We start from the raw sequence: 17,084 nt of genomic DNA, 5'->3' as shown, positions 1-17,084 counted from the left end.
CGTTGAACTCCCACATGTTGAGTAACCGGATTGGCGCGCCCTGTATAGAGGCCGCGTGGGCATTTCACGAAATATTAAAAAAAGCGTCTTGGGACTGTCGTTGAGAATTGTAACTTTTCATTTTGTTATTTTTTTGTATTCTTACTGTCATCAGATTTACACATTGCTGAAATACTGAACCCCAACAAAGTGACAAGAACATGATCGAATCCTATCTGGGAAGCGTCACCCGTCGCGTCCTTGTGATCCATAATCCGGTTGCCGGTCAGCGTCATGGCACGTTGTTTCATCGGGTGGTCGGGCAATTGCACGATTTGGGGTGCGTTTTGACGGTGCGCGACACCGCCTGTCGCGGCGATGCGGAGGCCTTTGCCGCCGAGGCGTCGGCCGATCAGTTCGATGTGCTGGTGGCGGCGGGCGGCGACGGTACCATCAACGAAGTGATCAATGGTGTTGACGATTTCAGGTTGCCGCTGGCAATCATTCCCCTGGGGACGGCCAATGTGCTGGCGCTGGAAATGGGCCTGTCCGGCAAGGCGTCGGCCATCGCCCGGGTCATTGCCCTGGGGCAACCAACCCCGGTGCACATGGGGCGGGCCAATCACCGGCGCTTCATTCAGATGGCGGGCATCGGTTTCGACGCCCGGGTGGTGGCGGGAGTCAATCCGCGGATCAAGAAACGTCTGGGCAAGGGTGCCTATGTGATCGAGACCCTGGCCCAACTGGCCCGACCGCCGATGCCGCACTATCGGTTGACCCTGGACGGTCGGACGGTGGAGGCCGCTTCGGCAGTCATCTCCAACGGCCGTTATTATGGCGGTAAGTTCTCCTGTGCGCCGCTGGCCCGCCTACAGGAAGACACCTTCCAGGTCTGCCTGTTTCAAAACAATGGGCGTTGGGATACCCTGCGCTATCTCTGGGGGTTGGTCTCGGGACGGCTCAAGTATTTCCGCGACGTGGCGGTGGTGGCGGCCCGGGAAATCACGGTCGAAGGCCCGCTCGGCGATCCGGTGCAGGGCGACGGCGATATCCTCGGCCACCTGCCGCTGTCGCTGTCCGTGGAGCCCCGGCAACTGACCTTGATGATGCCGTAAGGGTCAGCGTCCGGCCAGGGCCATGCCCTCAATCCGCACGGTCGGGGCGTCGCTGCCGTAGCGGAATTCCAAATCGTCGGCCGGGGTCATTCGGGCGAACATGTCCAGCAGATTGGAGGCGATGGTCACTTCGCTGACCGGGTAGGAAAGCTGGCCGTTTTCGATCCAGAAGCCGGTCGCGCCCCGGCTGTAGTCGCCGGTCACCCCGTTGACCCCGAAGCCGATCATTTCGGTGATGTAGAGCCCCTGTTGGATGTCGGCCATCAATTCGGCGGGGGACAGCCTGCCCGGGGTCAAATACAGGTTGGTCACGCCGGGCGACGGCGGTCCGCCGGTGCCGCGCGTCGCATGGCCGGTGGGTGGCAGGCCCAATTGGCGGGCTGACCGCAGGTCGAGCAGCCAGGTGGTCAGCCGTCCGTCCTCGATGATCTGCCGTTGCCGGGTCGCCAGCCCCTCGGCGTCGAACCCCTTGGAGCGCAGGCCGCGCGGGCGGTGCGGGTCTTCGATGATGGAGACCCCTTCGGCAAACAGGCGTTGGTCCATTTTATTCTTCAGAAACGACGTGCCGCGGGCAATGGACGGACCGGTGATGGCCGAGGACAGATGGCCGAGCAGGCTGCGCGAGACGCGCGGGTCGAAGACCACCGGCACGGTGGCCGAGTCCACCTTGCGCGGTTTCAGTCGGGCGACGGCCTTTTCACCGGCGCTGCGTCCCACCTGTTCCGGGCTGCGCAGATCGGCCCGGTAAACGGCGGAAGTGAAATCGTAATCCCGTTCCATGCCGGTGCCTTCCCCGGCCAGCACTGAAGCCGAGAGTCCGTGGCGGGATTCCTGACGCTGACCGACAAAGCCATTGCTGGCGGCCAGGGAAACGCGGGTACGCTGCCAACTGGCCTCGCCGCCTTCGGAATTGGTGACCCCGGGAACGGCGCGCGCCGCCTGTTCGGCCCGCCGGGCCGCGTCGGCCAGATCCTCGGGAGAGACATCCTGAGGGTCGGAGCTGTCCAGGTTCGGAAAGTCGCGGCACAATTGGTCCGCATCGGCAATGCCGCAATGGGGGTCTTCCGGCACCTCGCGGGCCATGGCCACGGCCCGTTCGACTAATTCATCAAGCGCCGCCACCGATGGATCGGAACTGGAAACCACCGCCTGACGTTTGCCAATGAACACCCGCAATCCTAAGTCCTGACCTTCGGAGCGTTCGACTTTTTCCGTTTCTCCGAGCCGCAGGGACAAGGACAGGGCGGTTCCGGCCACATGCACCGCATCGCAGGAATCGGCCCCCGCCTTGCGGGCCTTGGCAATCAGGTCGGTGAGCAGGTCGAGGGTATCGGGCATGGGGGAGGCTTCCTGGACGAAAAAGGGACAGGACTCACATAGGGGATCGGCGGCGCAAAGCCAAGGGCGGGTTACTCGAATTCCATCTGCATGAAGACATTCTGGGCATTGCGTTTAGCGATTTGCTCGAACACCGCCAACGAACGATAGGCGTCTTGATTAACGGCAATCGCGTCTTCGATGGCGCCACCCCGGGCCAGAATGGCCCCGATTTGCTCACGCAAATAGGCCAAGTAGTCGTAAGTCTCCGCCTTGGCTTGGGCCAGCGTGGTGGGCGCGCCGTGGCCCGGAATCACCTGCGCCGGTTGATATGCCGCCAGGGCCTCGAAGGCGGTCATCCAGCTTTGAGTATTTCCTGCCGGTCCGATGCCCAACATGCGTCCGACAAACACGATGTCTCCGGCGAAAACCAGCTTCTTTTCGGGCATCCAGATAAAGGCGTCGCCCAGGGTATGGGCCGGGCCCGGATGATGCAGCTCAAAGGTCTCGCCGCCGAAGGTCAGGGACATGTCGGTGTCGAAGGTTTCATCGGCATAGACCGGTTCCGTACCCTCCAGGGCCGCCGCGCCCATCAACTGGGTCAGCATGAACAACTCGTCCCGGGTGCGTGCCTTCTGATCCTCGACCGCCGCCCGGGAGGCGATGATGCGGGCACCTTTGGCTTTGAAATAACTATTGCCCAACCACCGATGATCCTGGCCGCCAGAGTTGATGACGATCTTGACCGGCTGTTCGGTCACCGTGCGGATGGCCGCCTCAATGGCCGCCGCCCCCTTGAAGCTGCCGCCCGAATCGACCAGCAGGACACCCTGGTCGGTGACCACGAAGCCGAAGGTCGCGTTGTTGGCGAGGTTGTCGGCGTTGCGTTGTTCGAACGGTCCGACGATGGCGTAGACATTGTCGAGGACCTTGACCACCGACAAAGCCGTCGCCTGGGCAAGGCTGGCGGGGATCAGTAGGCAGAGCGTCAGCAGCAATTTTTTCATGGGGCGGGGAGTCTCCTCGGTACATGCGGTTGCAACTCAGTTGAAAGATTGTTATCCCATTCCAAGGCCCCGTTCCAAACAAATGAGTCGGCCAAAGACCGATTTGCGTCCGGGCGGGTGTCTTTACTTTCTTAAAAAGTATGTTATATCATATCGAACGTATCTTTCTGCTCCCCTTTTGATGACGGAACTTCACCATGGCCCTCGATATCAACCTCGATGTCAATATTGCTCGTCTGATTCACCTGAAATGGGAGGATCAACTGGAAGATCTGGTGGCGGGCAAGGGGGGACCTGTGCAACTGCAAAGCCATGAGGATTGCGATGTGGGGGTGTGGATCTATGGTTCGGGGTTGCAGAAATACGCCCACACTCGGGATGTCTGGATTCTCAAGGACGTGCACAAGTCATTCCACAAGGCCGCCGACGCGGTGGCCCGGGCGGTGGCGGATGAAGATCATGAGCTGGCGGAGCTGCATCTGGCGCAGGTGCGCAATCTGAGCAAGGAGATTATTTTTCATCTGACCTCCATGGAACTGTCGGTCATCGAAAGCCAATGGACCCGCGATCTGGCGCGCAGCCCGACGCGCCTGTTGCAGCGTCTGCTTGGTGGCGGTGAGAAACCGCCGGCGCTGCATATGATGCATACGGAGACGGAATCCGGCATCGGTCCGATCAAGCGGCGCAAGAACAACCTGGGGGCCATGCTGTTGAACGTCAATGTGGCGCGGCTGGCCCATATGCGCTGGACCATAGATCTGGAGAAAGCTTTCCGCCGGCATGGCAAGGCAGTGTCGTTGCAGCCCTCCGAGCAATGCGAATTGGGGGTCTGGCTGCATAGCGTGGCCCTGAAACGTTTCGAAGACAGCCCGACCTTCCTCGAATTGGACCGCAATCACAAGCGGTTCCACGAACTGTCGGAGCGGACGGTCTCGGCCCTGCACCATCGCCGTTATCGTCAGGCCGATGATTTCTACGAGGAACTCAAACGGTTGAGCCGCGAGGTGATTTTTCTGCTTACGCGCATCGAAATGGATCTGGAAAACAGCCCGACCCTGTTCCAGCGCCTGCGCTCAATGATGTAGCGCAACCCGCTTTGGTCGCCTGTCAGTAGCTGTAATAGACCGTATCCGACTTGCCGAAGTCGCGGCGGGCCGATTTCTGCTTGCCCTGGGCGCGCGGGTGCAAGGGGATCTCGTGGTCCTGCAGGAAGGCCTGCACATCCGCCGGAGCCCAATCGGCCAGGGCGTCGACGCGGAAAAGGCGACCGTCCAGATCGACCCGCTGACGGCTGCGGGTCTGGTCCGGGCTGTCCGCATAAACGGCACTCAGCCAGCAGTCATAGGGGGCCAGCACCTCGTTCAGATGAACGCACTCGTGGATCAGACCGCCGCCATCCGGGTCTTCCGCCCACAGGCATTCGAAGTGATCGGAATCTTTGGCATCCGGCGCGCCACGGTCGCCATGGCTCTCACGCACGTTGGTCAGGCCCAGATGGGTGACCAGTTTGTCCCGATAGGCCCGGCTTTCCTCGTAAAGGTCCTGGGCATGGCAGAAAACGACCGGCGTATCGGGGGCGATTTCGGCGACCATCGCCAGCAGGACCACGCTTTTGGCCTTCAGAGAGGCGGTGATTACCGTCTTGCCGGGAAACTTCTCCTTGAGCAGGCATTCCAGAAGTTCGAAGGCATCCTTGCTTTCCGCATAGGCCCTGATGTCTTGCAGCGTGCTCATCGCGCGGGTCCTCCTCATAAGGGTCGTCCCTAAACGCCGACCCGCCCATGTGTGATTCAATGGTCTATAACACCTGCCGCCGGTGAACAAAAGGACTGCCTTGTTCAAAGCAGGTGTTTCCCTTCCGCCGCAAGGTTGTTAGACTCCGTTTGAAGGCGACAGGATGGAGCCGTGGAGAAAAAAGTAATCGCGCAATCGGCCGTGGTGCCTTTTCGCAAGGGGCAGAACGGGGCGGAAGTTTTGCTGGTGACCTCAAGGGACACCGGGCGCTGGGTGCTGCCCAAGGGCAATATCAAAAACGGCATGTCGCCAGCCCTTTCGGCAGCCGAAGAAGCCTTCGAGGAAGCCGGTGTGCTGGGCAAGGTCCATAGCCCCTCGGTCGGGACCTATAAATATGTCAAACAGGACGTGGGCGGCGGCACGCCTTGTTTGGTGAAGGTCTTTCTGATGACCGTCGAACAGATCAAGAGCAATTGGCCGGAAAAATCCCAGCGGCGGCGCAAATGGGTCTCCGCGTCCAAGGCGGCGCGTCTGGTCAACGAACGCAAGCTGGGTTTGTTGATTCGAAAAGTCTCGACCAAGTTCGTTTCCTAGCGCGGCGGGCGGCAATCGCCCTACAATGAACAGTGTCCCATGATCCTCAACGGAGACCGCTTTTCATGTCAGACGGGGATTTCGAAGATAAATTCAAGGGAATGTTCGACCGCTTCGGTCGGAAAGTGGCGGAGGGCGGTCTTGATGAGCGCATTCTTCAGGAACTGATGATTCCCGGCGGCTCCGATTACACTGAAAGCTGGATCGACGGCGGGGACAGCGCCGGAGGCGACAGGGGTGCCAGCCAGGGATTTGCCGATGAGGACTGGGTCCGCTTCGTCGAGCGCGAAGAAGCCGGTGAGGAAGACTCGCCGAGCGACAGCAAAAACAACGAACCCGATAACGTGACCGATGCGGTGGATGCCGCGCCGAAGAAAAAAGGCTGGCGGGCGCGACTGCGCGGCATGTGACATGCCCGATCCTTGGTCAGGAGGCCGGGCCGCGATTCGGCCATGGCAATCCCAGGTGGCGGCTCTTCGCCGTCCCGTATCCTGAATATACTCTCCTCCAAGCTTTCCTTGAAATTCCAAAACATAGACGTAAGTGCCAATTAATAGTGAATCGCAGGCACAAAACAAATACTTTGGTATTGATTTTTGTCATGGCACCAAGGTATGATTTTCACACTTAAGAATCGGAGATAGGGATCGGGGGGAAATGTCCAACCCAGCCTCCAGACGAGATTTGTTGTTCGGGCGTGCGCGGGGTCGGCATCGGCTGCCGATCCGCCCCCCCTGGGCCGTTCCCGAGGCGCGATTTACCGATCAGTGCGACCGTTGCGGCGACTGTTTGTCGGCATGCGATGAGGGTCTTCTTGTCCAGGGGAGTGGCGGCTTTCCGGTGGTCGATTTCAGGCGCGGCGAATGTACGTTCTGCGGCGACTGTCTCTCCGCTTGCAAGCCTCAGGCCCTGCTGCGCGCCGAAGGGAAGACCCCGTGGGAAGCTCATGGGGATCTGACCCTCCAGATCACCGAAAAATGTCTCTCGACCCGTGGCGTCACCTGTCGGGTCTGTGGCGATCAATGCGATACCCGCGCCCTGCGGTTTCGCTTGGTGGTCGGCGGTCATGCCCTGCCCGAAATCGACCAGAATGCCTGCACCGGATGCGGGGCCTGTATCGGGCCTTGTCCAGTTGGTGCCATCGAATTGATCCCCGACCAAGGGGCCGTGGAGAATAACGAACAGGGAGCGCAAGAACCATGAAGGTATCGCGATTCATTGACGAGGAGGTGGCCGCTCAGGCTCCTCACGTGACAGGCAGGGACTACGGCCCGGAGGGGCCGGTGGTCAATGTCTGTGGCGTGCTCCTCCACGCGGCAGCGGGACAATCCGTCGCCGTGACTCAGATGCTCAAAGACCTGCCGGGGGTGGAGATTCATGTGGCCAGCCCCGACGACCGTTTCGTTCTCACCGTCGAGGACACCGAAGACTGCATGGCCAGTGAATGTCTGGCCGCATTGGCGGAAATGCCCGGCGTGATGAACGCCTCACTCGTCTATCACCATTTTGAATCCAAAGACTCCATGGAACGGGAGGAGACCCCCTCATGAAACTGACCAGGCGTGATTTTGTTAAAGCCAATGCCGCCGCTGCGACCGCAGCCGTGGCCGGACTTACATTGAATTCTCAAGCTGTCGAAGCGGCCATGCAAAAGCGTGCAAAAATCCGTTGGGACAAGGGCGTTTGCCGGTTCTGCGGCACCGGCTGCGGCGTGCTGGTGGGCACCGAGGATGGCCGTGTGGTGGCGACCCAGGGAGATCCGGACGCGCCGGTGAACAAGGGGCTCAACTGCATCAAGGGCTACTTCCTGTCCAAGATCATGTATGGCAAGGATCGCCTGACCACCCCGTTGCTGCGCAAGAAAAACGGCCAGTTCGACAAGAACGGCGATTTCGAGCCGGTGTCCTGGGATGAAGCCTTCGACGTCATGGCCGAAAAGTGGAAAGCGGCCCTGAAGGCGAAAGGCCCGACTGCGGTGTCCATGTTCGGGTCCGGCCAATGGACCATTTTCGAGGGCTATACGGCGGCCAAGTTCATGAAGGCCGGTCTGCGCTCCAACAACATCGACCCCAATGCCCGTCATTGCATGGCGTCCGCCGTGGGCGCGTTCATGCGCGCCTTTGGCATCGACGAACCGATGGGCTGCTACGACGATCTGGAACATGCCGATGTGTTCGTGCTCTGGGGCGCCAACATGGCCGAGATGCACCCGATCTTGTGGTCGCGTCTCACCGATACCCGGCTGACCAAGGAAGGCTGCGAAGTGCATGTGCTCTCGACGTTCGAGAACCGCTGCTTCGAACTGGCCGACAACGGCATGGTGTTCACACCGCAGACCGATCTGGCGATTCTCAACTACATCGCCAACTACATCATCGAAAACAAGGCCTACAACGAGGACTTCATCGGCAAGCACGTCAACTTCACCAAGACGGCGACCGATATCGGCTATGGCTTGCGTCCGGATCATCCGTTGGAAAAAGCGGCGGCCAATGCCGGCAAGGGTGCGTTGACCCCGATGACCTTCGAGGAATATGCGGCGGCGGTGAAACCCTACACCTTGGAATATACCTCCAAGCTCTCCGGGGTGCCGGAAGCCCAACTGCTCAAGCTGGCTCAGGCCTATGCCGATCCCAAGCGCAAGGTGGCATCTTACTGGACCATGGGGTTCAACCAGCATGTGCGCGGCGTCTGGGTCAATGGCCTGCTGTATAACGTGCATCTGTTGATGGGCAAAATCTCCGAACCGGGCAACAGCCCGTTCTCACTGACCGGTCAGCCGTCGGCTTGCGGCACGGCCCGCGAGGTCGGCACCTTCGCCCATCGTCTGCCGGCCGATCTGGTGGTGATGAACGACGATCACCGCAAGTTCGCCGAGCAGGTCTGGAAACTGCCCGAAGGCACCATTGCACCCAAGCCCGGTTTCCACGCCGTGCTGATGCATCGGATGTTGAAGGACAGTGTGTTGAATTGCCATTGGGTCCAATGCAACAACAACATGCAGGCCGCGGCCAACCTCAACGAGGAAAGCTATCCCGGCTATCGCAATCCGGACAACTTTATTACCGTGTCCGATCCTTATCCGACGGTAACCGCTCTGGCTGCCGATCTCATTCTGCCCACCGCCATGTGGATGGAAAAGGAAGGGGCCTACGGCAACGCCGAGCGGCGCACCCAGTTCTGGCGTCAGCAGGTGAAGGCCATCGACGGAGCCAAGTCGGATTCCTGGCAAGTGATGGAATTCGCCAAGCGCTTCACCATGGAAGAAGTCTGGCCCGCCGAGTTGCTGGACAAGATGCCCGAATACCGGGGCAAGACCGTCTATCAGGTGCTTTACGAAAACGGTCAGGTCAACAAGTTCCCGGTCGAGGAAGTCAAGGACGGCTCGGGCAATGTCTATGACAATGAAGACTCGGCGCATTTTGGCTACTACGTCCAAAAGGGGTTGTTCGAGGAATACCGGATGTTCAATTCAGCCTCCAACATCATCAAGAAGGGCCACGAACTGGCTACCTTCGAGGCCTATCACAAGGCCCGTGGGTTGCGCTGGCCGGTGATCGACGACAAGGAAACCCTGTGGCGCTTCCGCGAAGGATACGATCCGCATGTGAAAGAGGGTGAGGGCGTCAAATTCTACGGTCAGAAGGATGGTCGTGCGAAGATCATCTTTGCCCCCTACGAACCCGCGGCCGAAGTCCCCGATGCGGAATACGATCTGTGGCTGTCCACCGGTCGCGTGCTGGAGCACTGGCATTCCGGATCGATGACCCGCCGGGTACCGGAACTGCACAAGGCCTTCCCCAACGCAGTGGTCTTCATGCATCCCGAGGATGCGGCGAAGCGCGGTCTGCGGCGGGGCCAGGAGGTGAAGGTCCAGTCGCGGCGCGGCGAGATCGTCACCCGGGTTGAAACCCGGGGCCGCAACAAGCCGCCCTTGGGGTTGGTATTCGTGCCCTGGTTCGATGAAGGCCAGTTGGTCAACAAGCTGACCCTGGACGCCACCGACCCGCTGTCCAAGGAAACCGACTACAAGAAATGCGCGGTCAAGATCGTCAAGGTCTGACAGGCGTTCCACTCCCCCGTTGCCGCGTCTTTGGGCGTGGCAACGGGCTCTACCTCTAAACAATCGAGCGAATCATGGCGTCCAAGGCATCAGAAAACGGCACTCAGAAGTCACGTAGGGGGTTTCTCGGCAATACGCTGAAAGCCGTCTGTGGGACGGCCTTATTCGGGTTTGGGCTGACGGTCGCCAATCGTCAAGCGGCCTCATTGCCGACTGAAGCCTTGCGTCCACCCGGGGCGTTGCCGGAGGAGGACTTCCTGGCCGCCTGCACGCGCTGTGGACTCTGCGTTCGTGACTGTCCGTACCAAATTTTGGGGCTGGCCGATTTGGGTGAGCCGGTGCCGGTGGGCACACCCTATTTCACCGCGCGCACCGGGCCGTGCGAGATGTGCGACGACATTCCCTGCATCCCGGTCTGTCCGACCGGGGCTCTGAGCCATGACCTGACCGATATCACCAAGGCCCGGATGGGGGTCGCGGTATTGGTGGATCAGGAAAACTGCCTGAATTTTCTTGGCCTGCGCTGCGATGTCTGCCATCGGGTCTGCCCGATGATTGGCGAGGCCATCACCCTGGAGCGCCTGCACAACCCGCGCACCGGGAAACACGCCATTTTCATTCCGACCGTGCACGCCGACAAATGTACCGGCTGTGGCATTTGCGAACAGAAATGCATTCTGCCCGAGGCAGCGATCAAGGTGTTCCCTGAACGTCTGGCGCGCGGCAAGTTGGGCGAACATTATCGTCTGGGCTGGGAAGAAAAGCGGGCCCATGGCGAGGCGCTGATTCAGGGCATTGTCGATCTGCCTGATCGTGGCTATGCCCCGGCGACCACAGATGAGTTCAAGCCGACCTTTGATATGAAGGGGTTCAAGCCATGAGCGGGACTCCTCGCGATATCAAGCGTCTCGCCGGGCAGTCGGCGATTGAGCAAAACGGCTGGTGGACGGCCCACAAGTGGCTGGTCTGGCGGCGTCTGTCGCAATTCGGGGTGCTGGCGATTTTCCTGCTCGGACCACTGACCGGGTTCTGGTTGATCAAGGGGACCCTGGTGTCGAGTCTGATCCTGGATACGGTGCCGCTGGCCGATCCCCTGGTCACCTTGCAGGCGTTCGTGGCCGGTCATGCCCTGGAGATTGAGGCACTCATCGGCACCGCCATCGTGGTGGCGGTCTATGGGCTGATCGGCGGGCGCATGTATTGTTCCTGGGTCTGTCCTGTCAATATTCTCAGCGATGCCGCCCATTGGCTGCGGGTGCGGCTCAACTGGACCCGTTCCGGCGTCCATGTGGGACGTTCTGCGCGGCTGTGGATGTTGGGCGGTCTGCTGGTGGTGTCGGCCTTTAGCGGGGTCATCGCCTGGGAGGCGGTGAATCCGATCAGCCTGATTTTCCGTGGCATCGTTTTTGGGGGGTTGTTCACCGGTGGCTTGGTCTGGATGGTGGTGCTCGGGATCTTCCTGGTTGAACTGGTTGGCGGCAATCGACTTTGGTGCAGCCATCTGTGCCCGGTCGGGGCCTTTTATGGACTGATCGGATCAAAAAGTTTGCTGCGGGTCAGCGCCCCCCGCCGCGAGGCTTGCGACGACTGTTTGGATTGTTTTGCGGTCTGTCCAGAGGGACAGGTTATCACTCCGGCGCTCAAAGGTGCCAAGACCGGGGTCGGGCCGGTCATCCTATCCACCGATTGTACCAATTGCGGGCGCTGCATTGATGTCTGTCCGCAACAGGTTTTCGAATTTAGCAACCGGTTCAAAAACCGTCTTGAAGACGTGGTGTCCATTGAAACCACGCCGCCCAATCGAGAAGCGGCCTAAACCGCAAGGAGACTTCATCCATGATTACGATATCTAAAAGGGGAGATCTGGCAGTGAAAAAATTGATGACCATTGGCATGGTGGCCGGTGCCCTGATTCTGGGTCTGGTGACCGGAGTTCAGGCAGCCGACGTCAAGACCTTACGCGGTGAGCAGGTGGATACCCACAGCTTGTCTTCGCCCGTCCCAATGCTGGTGACCGGCCAAAAGTTCGAGCGCTCCTTCCGGCAGCAGCCGCCGCTGGTGTCCCATGAGGTGGACAAGTACCAAATCAACCTCAAGGCCAACGAATGCCTCAAGTGCCATGACTGGCGCTATGCGGCCAAGGAAAAGGCGCCCGAAATGACCAAGGCCCATTACAAGGACCGTAATGGTGAAGAATGGGACGAGGTGACCCGGGGGCGCTGGTTCTGCACCCAGTGTCATGCCCCGCAAACCAATGTGGCACCGCTGGTGGAAAACACGTTCTCGGCCAAGTGATGCGGCTGTTGAAGACTCAAGGATAAGGAACGCGGTATGTGGAAATTCCTGACCCGCCCCAGCGGGACGTTGTCGGCCGGTTTGTTGTTGTTGGTCGGCCTGATTCTGGGTGTGGTGTTCTGGGGCGGATTCAACTGGTCCCTGGAACTGACCAATACGGAGACCTTCTGTCTCACCTGCCATGAGATGGAACGGAATGTGTATCGGGAATATTCCGGCTCGGTGCATGATACCAATGCCAGCGGGGTTCGCGCGACCTGTCCCGACTGCCATGTGCCGCGTCCGTGGATTCACAAGATCGCCCGCAAGATCAAGGCGAGCAACGAGCTGTACCATCATTTCATGGGCACGGTGGATACGGCCGAGAAGTTCGATGCCAATCGCCTGACCATGGCCAAGCGGGTTTGGACGGTGATGAAGGAAACCGACTCGCGAGAGTGCCGTAACTGTCATGACTTCATGGCCATGGATGTGACCAAGCAGGAATCCCGGGGCCGTGCCCGCCACCTGGAAGCTCAGGATCAGGGTATGACCTGTATTGACTGTCACAAGGGGATCGCCCACGATCTGCCGCACGGTGCCCTGGAGGCGGCGGATCAGATGAACGAGACCTGGAATTCGGTGCAATCCAAAAAGGCCCAATAAGCCCGCGCCGGTCACTCATTTGGCCCGCCCCGGATCTTGCGGGGCGGGTTTTTCTTTTACATGGAGAGACGTCCATGGCGGATTCCTATTCTCCCCTGATACCCCTGGAAACGGCGTTGGCGCGGGTGCTGGGCGGACTGAAATGTGTCTGCCCGACAGAACTTGCCCCCATTTCCACGGCGTTGGGTCGGATACTGGCCAAAGACATGCGCGCCACCCGCGACGTCCCGCCCCAGGACAATTCGGCGATGGATGGATTCGCTTTCCGGAAAGCCGATTTTCCCGACGACCGGGACGTTACGGCCCCGGTGGTCGGCGAGTCCCTGGCCGGAAACCCCTTTGCCGGTGATATTCCATCCGGCGCGCTGGTCCGGATCGCCACCGGAGCCTTGATACCGGCAGGAGCCGATACGGTGCTCATGCAGGAATATTGCCGCTTCACCGAAGAGTCGGGAACCGTCGAGATTTCCGCCAAAGGGCTGAGTCAGAGCCCGCTTGCGGCCCATATCCGGCGGCGCGGCGAGGATGTAACGGCCGGGGATATCCTGTTGCAGGCCGGGACTCTGTTGCGACCGCAGGAACTGGGTGTGCTGGCCGCCCAGGGGGTGGCAGACGTGCCGGTGCGTCGGCGCTTGCGGGTCGCCGTTTTCAGTACTGGGGATGAACTTCACGAACCCTGGGCGCGTGATATCGGCGACGGCATTTACGATTCCAACCGCTTCATGTTGATGGGGTTGTTGACGGCCCTGGGTTGCGAGGTGCGGGATCTGGGCATTCTGGCCGATGATTTAACGCACATTTCAGCGGCGCTGGATGCCGCAGCGCCGCTCAACGACATGCTGATCACCACCGGCGGAGTCTCGGTGGGCAAGGCGGATTTCGTCAAACCGGCAGTGGAAGCCCTGGGTGAAATTGATCTTTGGCGGCTGGCCATGAAACCGGGCAAGCCGGTGATGAAGGGTCGAATCGGGGACTGTCTGGTGCTCGGGCTGCCCGGTAATCCGGTGGCGGTGATGGTCAGTTTTCTGCAATTTGCCCGGCCTTTGTTGCTGCATATGATGGGAGCTGTTGCCCGACCGACGGTATCGCTCAAGGTCACGGCGGGGTTCAGCTTTCAGCGCAAACCGGGGCGGCGGGAATGGTTGCGCGCCCGGTTGATCCAGGAAACCGGTGGGATAGGCAAGGCAGAAATCTATCCGATCAACAGTTCCGGTGCCCTGACCTCCCTGTCCTGGGCCGAGGGGCTGGTGGAACTGCCAGAGGACTGCTCTGAAGTCATTGAGGGGGAGTCTGTCTTGTATCTTCCCTTGACCGGTTTCGCGCTGTTCTAATAATTGCAGGCTTCGGCGATTCACGATTTTCTGATACTAAGAGAGTCTTGGAGCGGAAGGGAGTCCTGGAAATATGATGGAGAATTGGAGCCTCGGCCCCCTCGAAGTCGAGGCCCTTCGTCTCAGCGTCAAAGTTGCCGGGGTGGCGGTGGTGATGAGCCTGATCCCGGCTATGCTCTGCGCCTGGATTCTGTCGCGGCGTGATTTTTGGGGCAAGTCCCTGCTGGATAGTTTCATTCACCTGCCTTTGGTGTTGCCGCCGGTGGTGGTCGGCTATGGCCTGTGGTTGCTGTTGGGGCCGCAAGGGAGCATCGGGAGCTGGCTGCAAAACAGCTTCGGGATTCAGGTACCGTTCAGTTGGCTGGGGGCCGCCCTGGCCTCGGCGGTGATGGCCTTTCCCCTGTTCGTGCGCGCCCTGCGATCCTCCATGGAAGCCCTAGATCCGCAGTTGGAGGGCGTGGCCCGCACTCTGGGAGCGACCCGCTGGCGGGTCTTCTGGCGGGTCACCCTGCCCTTGATATCCCCCGGAATCTGGGCCGGAATGCTGCTCGCATTCGCCCGGGCGGTGGGCGAGTTCGGGGCCACCCTGACTTTTGTCACCGCCCTGCAAGGCGCGACTCTGACCCTGCCTTTGGCACTGCGCCAATTGATCGGCACGGCGGAAGGGGCCTCGGCCGCCGGGCATCTGTGTCTGCTCTATGTGGGGCTGGCTCTGGGGGCTTTGCTGCTCTCCGAGGTCCTGGCTCGGCGCGTCCGACGTCATCGGGAGGCTGAGTCATGATATCGGTCGAGCTGCATCTGAGCCGGGGCGTTGGCGACATCGAAGCCGATTTTCGGGTGCCGGAAACGGGACTGACTGCGCTTGTCGGTCCAGACGACTCCGATAACCTATTGCTTCTTAAAATGATCGCCGGGTTGGTGCGACCGGATCACGGGCGGATATCCATCGGCGAGCGCGTATTGTTCGATTCGAAGGTGCCCATAAACTTGAGCCCGGAGCAGCGACGGCTCGCGTTTGTGCCCAGGGGTGGGGCGCTGTTTCCCCACCTTTCGGTGCGCGGAAACCTGCTGTTCGGTCGGGATATGGGACGTCACGTCGTCACTGACTATGGCCTCGGCTATGCCGACGTGATCGAGATTCTGGCCCTTGATCAAATTCTTGATCATCGAGTCCATAAATTAACTTCGGCTCAGAAAGCCGCTGTTTCCTTGGGCCGAGCCTTGTTGATGCAGCCGCAAGGGCTGCTGTTGGATCATCCGAGTGAGGAGATTCTTGAAAAGGTCCGAAAAATTATCCAATCGTTCAATATTCCGGTGTTGTTTCATGCGCCGAATGCCGAGGCGGCCCGCGCCCGGGCCAGTTTGCTGATTGGCGGGTCGGCGGGGCGGTTTGCGCCATTGCCGCCTCCGAAGCCTGCGGTTCCGAAACCGGTTGTTGAGCCGAAACCCCTGCCCAAAAAGGCACCGCCTGCATATAAGTCTGCTCCGTCCGAACGCCATTCATTGTTGACCGGGCGGGTCTGGGGGTACGATTCCAATTTGCGCCTGACCCGATTGGAATATGCGCCGGGTCGGGTGGTCAGCGTGGCGCGGGAGGATCTGATGCCGGGCGAAGAGCTGCTGATCCGCATTCCGGCCAGCGAGGTGGGGCTGTCCCTGACGGTTCCCGAACAGACCAGCTATCAGAACATCCTGGAAGCCCAGGTGGTCGAGATCGCCCCGCGCAAGGGCGTCGTCGTCGAGGTGCTGCTTGATGTGGGCGCGCCGCTACGGGCCACGGTGACCAAGGCGGCGGTGCGGCAGATGGGGCTGACCGAAGGCAAGGCGGTCTATGCCCTGTTCAATGTCGGCCATTTAGACTGACAGGTCAACAACCGTACAGAGTCTCTTCAATCAGAAAATCGACCACCTGATTGAGGGCGTCTTGTTTCTCCGCGCCGTCGTCGAGCGCCTGTTGATAGACCGCCAACTGCCGGTCGGCGCTGGTTCCTTCACTGACGATGCGGCGCACATGCTCCAGTTCTCTTTGGCAGCCCAGGGCTGCGGCGTCCTCGGCGGTCAGCTCGAACAGTTCCTCCATCAATTGTTGAGAGGCGACCAGTCGGCCGCGTCCGAAATCCACCAGCCCCTGATCGAAGCCGTAGCGTTGCGCCCGCCAGCGGTTTTCCTGGATCAGCATGTCGGCATAGATGCGCCAACGCTGGTTGTTGCGCGCCAGCCGAAAGAGCATGCGCAGCACGCAGCTATAGAGCGCGGCGATGGCGAGGGTATCGTCGAGCCGGGTGCAGACATCGGTGATGCGCATTTCCAGAGTCGGGAACTTGTGCGACGGTCGCACGTCCCACCAGATCATGGTCGGGTCCTCGAACAGCCCGGCCTTGGCCAGCACCTGCCAATGGCGCTGGTATTCGGCCCAGGAATCGAAGCGTTCCGGCAGCCCGGTGCGCGGCAGTTCGTCGAACACCGCCAGCCGATAGGATTTAAGCCCGGTGCGATGACCGCGCCAGAACGGCGAGGAGGTGCTCAGCGCCAACAGGTGCGGCAGGAAGTAGGACACCTGATTCATCAAGTCGATTCGCAGTTCGTCGTCCTCGATTCCCACATGCACATGCATGCCGCAGATCAGCAGCCGTTGCGCCACCGTCTGCATGTCCTCGGCCAGGATGTGGTAGCGCGCCTTGTCGGTGTGTTTCTGCTCCATCCACTGGGCGAAGGGGTGGGTGGAGGCGGCGATCATCCGGTAGCCATGGCGCTGCGTCACCTCGGCCAAACGCGAGCGCAGCCGCTTGAGATCGGCGCGGGCGGCGGTGATGTCGCCACAGACCGAGGTACCCACCTCGATTTGCGAGCGCATGAATTCGGGCCGTACCAGATTCCCGACCGCTTGTTCACAATCTGTGAACAGGGCATCGGGCGGGTCGCTGACCAGATCCCGGGTCTGCGGGTCGATCAGCAGGTATTCTTCCTCGATGCCGATGGTGAAGCTGGGTTCCGCGTAGGGCAT

General features: G+C 60.3%; 18 protein-coding genes. 14 read left to right on the top strand and 4 right to left on the bottom strand.

The window, feature by feature from the left end:
- Positions 1-200: 200 nt before the first annotated feature.
- On the top strand, positions 201-1,094 hold the full coding sequence (locus tag ACYQ1P_RS16635; RefSeq protein WP_460021468.1) for a diacylglycerol/lipid kinase family protein: 894 nt from the start codon (positions 201-203) through the stop codon (positions 1,092-1,094).
- 3 nt (positions 1,095-1,097) lie between these two features.
- Here ACYQ1P_RS16635 and ACYQ1P_RS16630 read toward each other — a convergent pair whose 3' ends face one another.
- Positions 1,098-2,432: a TldD/PmbA family protein gene (locus tag ACYQ1P_RS16630; RefSeq protein ID WP_460021467.1), complete on the bottom strand. Its 1,335-nt coding sequence runs from the start codon at positions 2,430-2,432 to the stop codon at positions 1,098-1,100.
- 71 nt (positions 2,433-2,503) lie between these two features.
- The gene (locus ACYQ1P_RS16625; RefSeq protein ID WP_460021466.1) at positions 2,504-3,418 is read right to left on the bottom strand and encodes an MBL fold metallo-hydrolase; all 915 of its coding nucleotides are present in this window, start codon (positions 3,416-3,418) and stop codon (positions 2,504-2,506) included.
- A gap of 197 nt (positions 3,419-3,615) precedes the next feature.
- Between ACYQ1P_RS16625 and ACYQ1P_RS16620 the strand changes: the two genes are divergently transcribed.
- A complete protein-coding gene (locus tag ACYQ1P_RS16620) occupies positions 3,616-4,503 on the top strand; it encodes a CZB domain-containing protein (RefSeq protein ID WP_460021465.1) in 888 nt (295 codons plus the stop codon).
- A gap of 22 nt (positions 4,504-4,525) precedes the next feature.
- On the opposite strand, the gene ACYQ1P_RS16615 is transcribed toward ACYQ1P_RS16620, so the two are convergent.
- Positions 4,526-5,152 carry a phosphoadenosine phosphosulfate reductase domain-containing protein gene (locus ACYQ1P_RS16615; protein ID WP_460021464.1) on the bottom strand — a complete coding sequence of 209 codons (627 nt, stop codon included), beginning with the start codon at positions 5,150-5,152 and terminating at the stop codon, positions 4,526-4,528.
- A gap of 171 nt (positions 5,153-5,323) precedes the next feature.
- Here ACYQ1P_RS16615 and ACYQ1P_RS16610 point away from each other — a divergent pair, with 171 nt between their 5' ends.
- From ACYQ1P_RS16610 to ACYQ1P_RS16555, 12 genes are all read left to right on the top strand, one after another.
- The gene (locus tag ACYQ1P_RS16610) at positions 5,324-5,746 is read left to right on the top strand and encodes an NUDIX hydrolase (protein ID WP_460021463.1); all 423 of its coding nucleotides are present in this window, start codon (positions 5,324-5,326) and stop codon (positions 5,744-5,746) included.
- 65 nt (positions 5,747-5,811) lie between these two features.
- Positions 5,812-6,156, top strand: a complete 345-nt coding sequence (locus ACYQ1P_RS16605) for a hypothetical protein (RefSeq protein WP_460021462.1) — start codon at positions 5,812-5,814, stop codon at positions 6,154-6,156.
- Between the two features lie 247 nt (positions 6,157-6,403).
- On the top strand, positions 6,404-6,949 hold the full coding sequence (gene napF, locus ACYQ1P_RS16600) for a ferredoxin-type protein NapF (RefSeq protein ID WP_460021461.1): 546 nt from the start codon (positions 6,404-6,406) through the stop codon (positions 6,947-6,949).
- On the top strand, positions 6,946-7,296 hold the full coding sequence (locus ACYQ1P_RS16595) for a chaperone NapD (protein ID WP_460021460.1): 351 nt from the start codon (positions 6,946-6,948) through the stop codon (positions 7,294-7,296). The genes napF and ACYQ1P_RS16595 overlap by 4 nt, the downstream gene beginning before the upstream one ends.
- Positions 7,293-9,809, top strand: coding sequence for a nitrate reductase catalytic subunit NapA (gene napA, locus ACYQ1P_RS16590; protein WP_460021459.1), 2,517 nt, complete (start codon positions 7,293-7,295; stop codon positions 9,807-9,809). The genes ACYQ1P_RS16595 and napA overlap by 4 nt, the downstream gene beginning before the upstream one ends.
- Before the next feature lie 74 nt (positions 9,810-9,883).
- On the top strand, positions 9,884-10,690 hold the full coding sequence (gene napG / locus ACYQ1P_RS16585; protein ID WP_460021458.1) for a ferredoxin-type protein NapG: 807 nt from the start codon (positions 9,884-9,886) through the stop codon (positions 10,688-10,690).
- Positions 10,687-11,625, top strand: a complete 939-nt coding sequence (gene napH / locus ACYQ1P_RS16580) for a quinol dehydrogenase ferredoxin subunit NapH (RefSeq protein ID WP_460021457.1) — start codon at positions 10,687-10,689, stop codon at positions 11,623-11,625. The genes napG and napH overlap by 4 nt, the downstream gene beginning before the upstream one ends.
- 20 nt (positions 11,626-11,645) lie before the next feature.
- A complete protein-coding gene (locus ACYQ1P_RS16575) occupies positions 11,646-12,104 on the top strand; it encodes a nitrate reductase cytochrome c-type subunit (protein WP_460021456.1) in 459 nt (152 codons plus the stop codon).
- Positions 12,105-12,140: 36 nt separating this feature from the next.
- The gene (locus ACYQ1P_RS16570) at positions 12,141-12,749 is read left to right on the top strand and encodes a NapC/NirT family cytochrome c (protein ID WP_460021455.1); all 609 of its coding nucleotides are present in this window, start codon (positions 12,141-12,143) and stop codon (positions 12,747-12,749) included.
- Between the two features lie 74 nt (positions 12,750-12,823).
- Complete coding sequence (locus tag ACYQ1P_RS16565; RefSeq protein WP_460021454.1) at positions 12,824-14,080, top strand: molybdopterin molybdotransferase MoeA; 1,257 nt, start codon at positions 12,824-12,826, stop codon at positions 14,078-14,080.
- 73 nt (positions 14,081-14,153) lie between these two features.
- The gene (gene modB, locus ACYQ1P_RS16560) at positions 14,154-14,861 is read left to right on the top strand and encodes a molybdate ABC transporter permease subunit (protein ID WP_460021453.1); all 708 of its coding nucleotides are present in this window, start codon (positions 14,154-14,156) and stop codon (positions 14,859-14,861) included.
- Positions 14,858-15,943: an ATP-binding cassette domain-containing protein gene (locus tag ACYQ1P_RS16555; protein WP_460021452.1), complete on the top strand. Its 1,086-nt coding sequence runs from the start codon at positions 14,858-14,860 to the stop codon at positions 15,941-15,943. Before modB ends, ACYQ1P_RS16555 begins: the two co-directional genes overlap by 4 nt.
- Before the next feature lie 4 nt (positions 15,944-15,947).
- Here ACYQ1P_RS16555 and ACYQ1P_RS16550 read toward each other — a convergent pair whose 3' ends face one another.
- Positions 15,948-17,084, bottom strand: a complete 1,137-nt coding sequence (locus tag ACYQ1P_RS16550; RefSeq protein ID WP_460021451.1) for a carboxylate-amine ligase — start codon at positions 17,082-17,084, stop codon at positions 15,948-15,950.

This window comes from Magnetospira thiophila (assembly GCF_054657015.1).
Note: the sequence above shows the minus strand (reverse complement) of the source record. Positions and strands in the feature narration are given on the sequence as shown.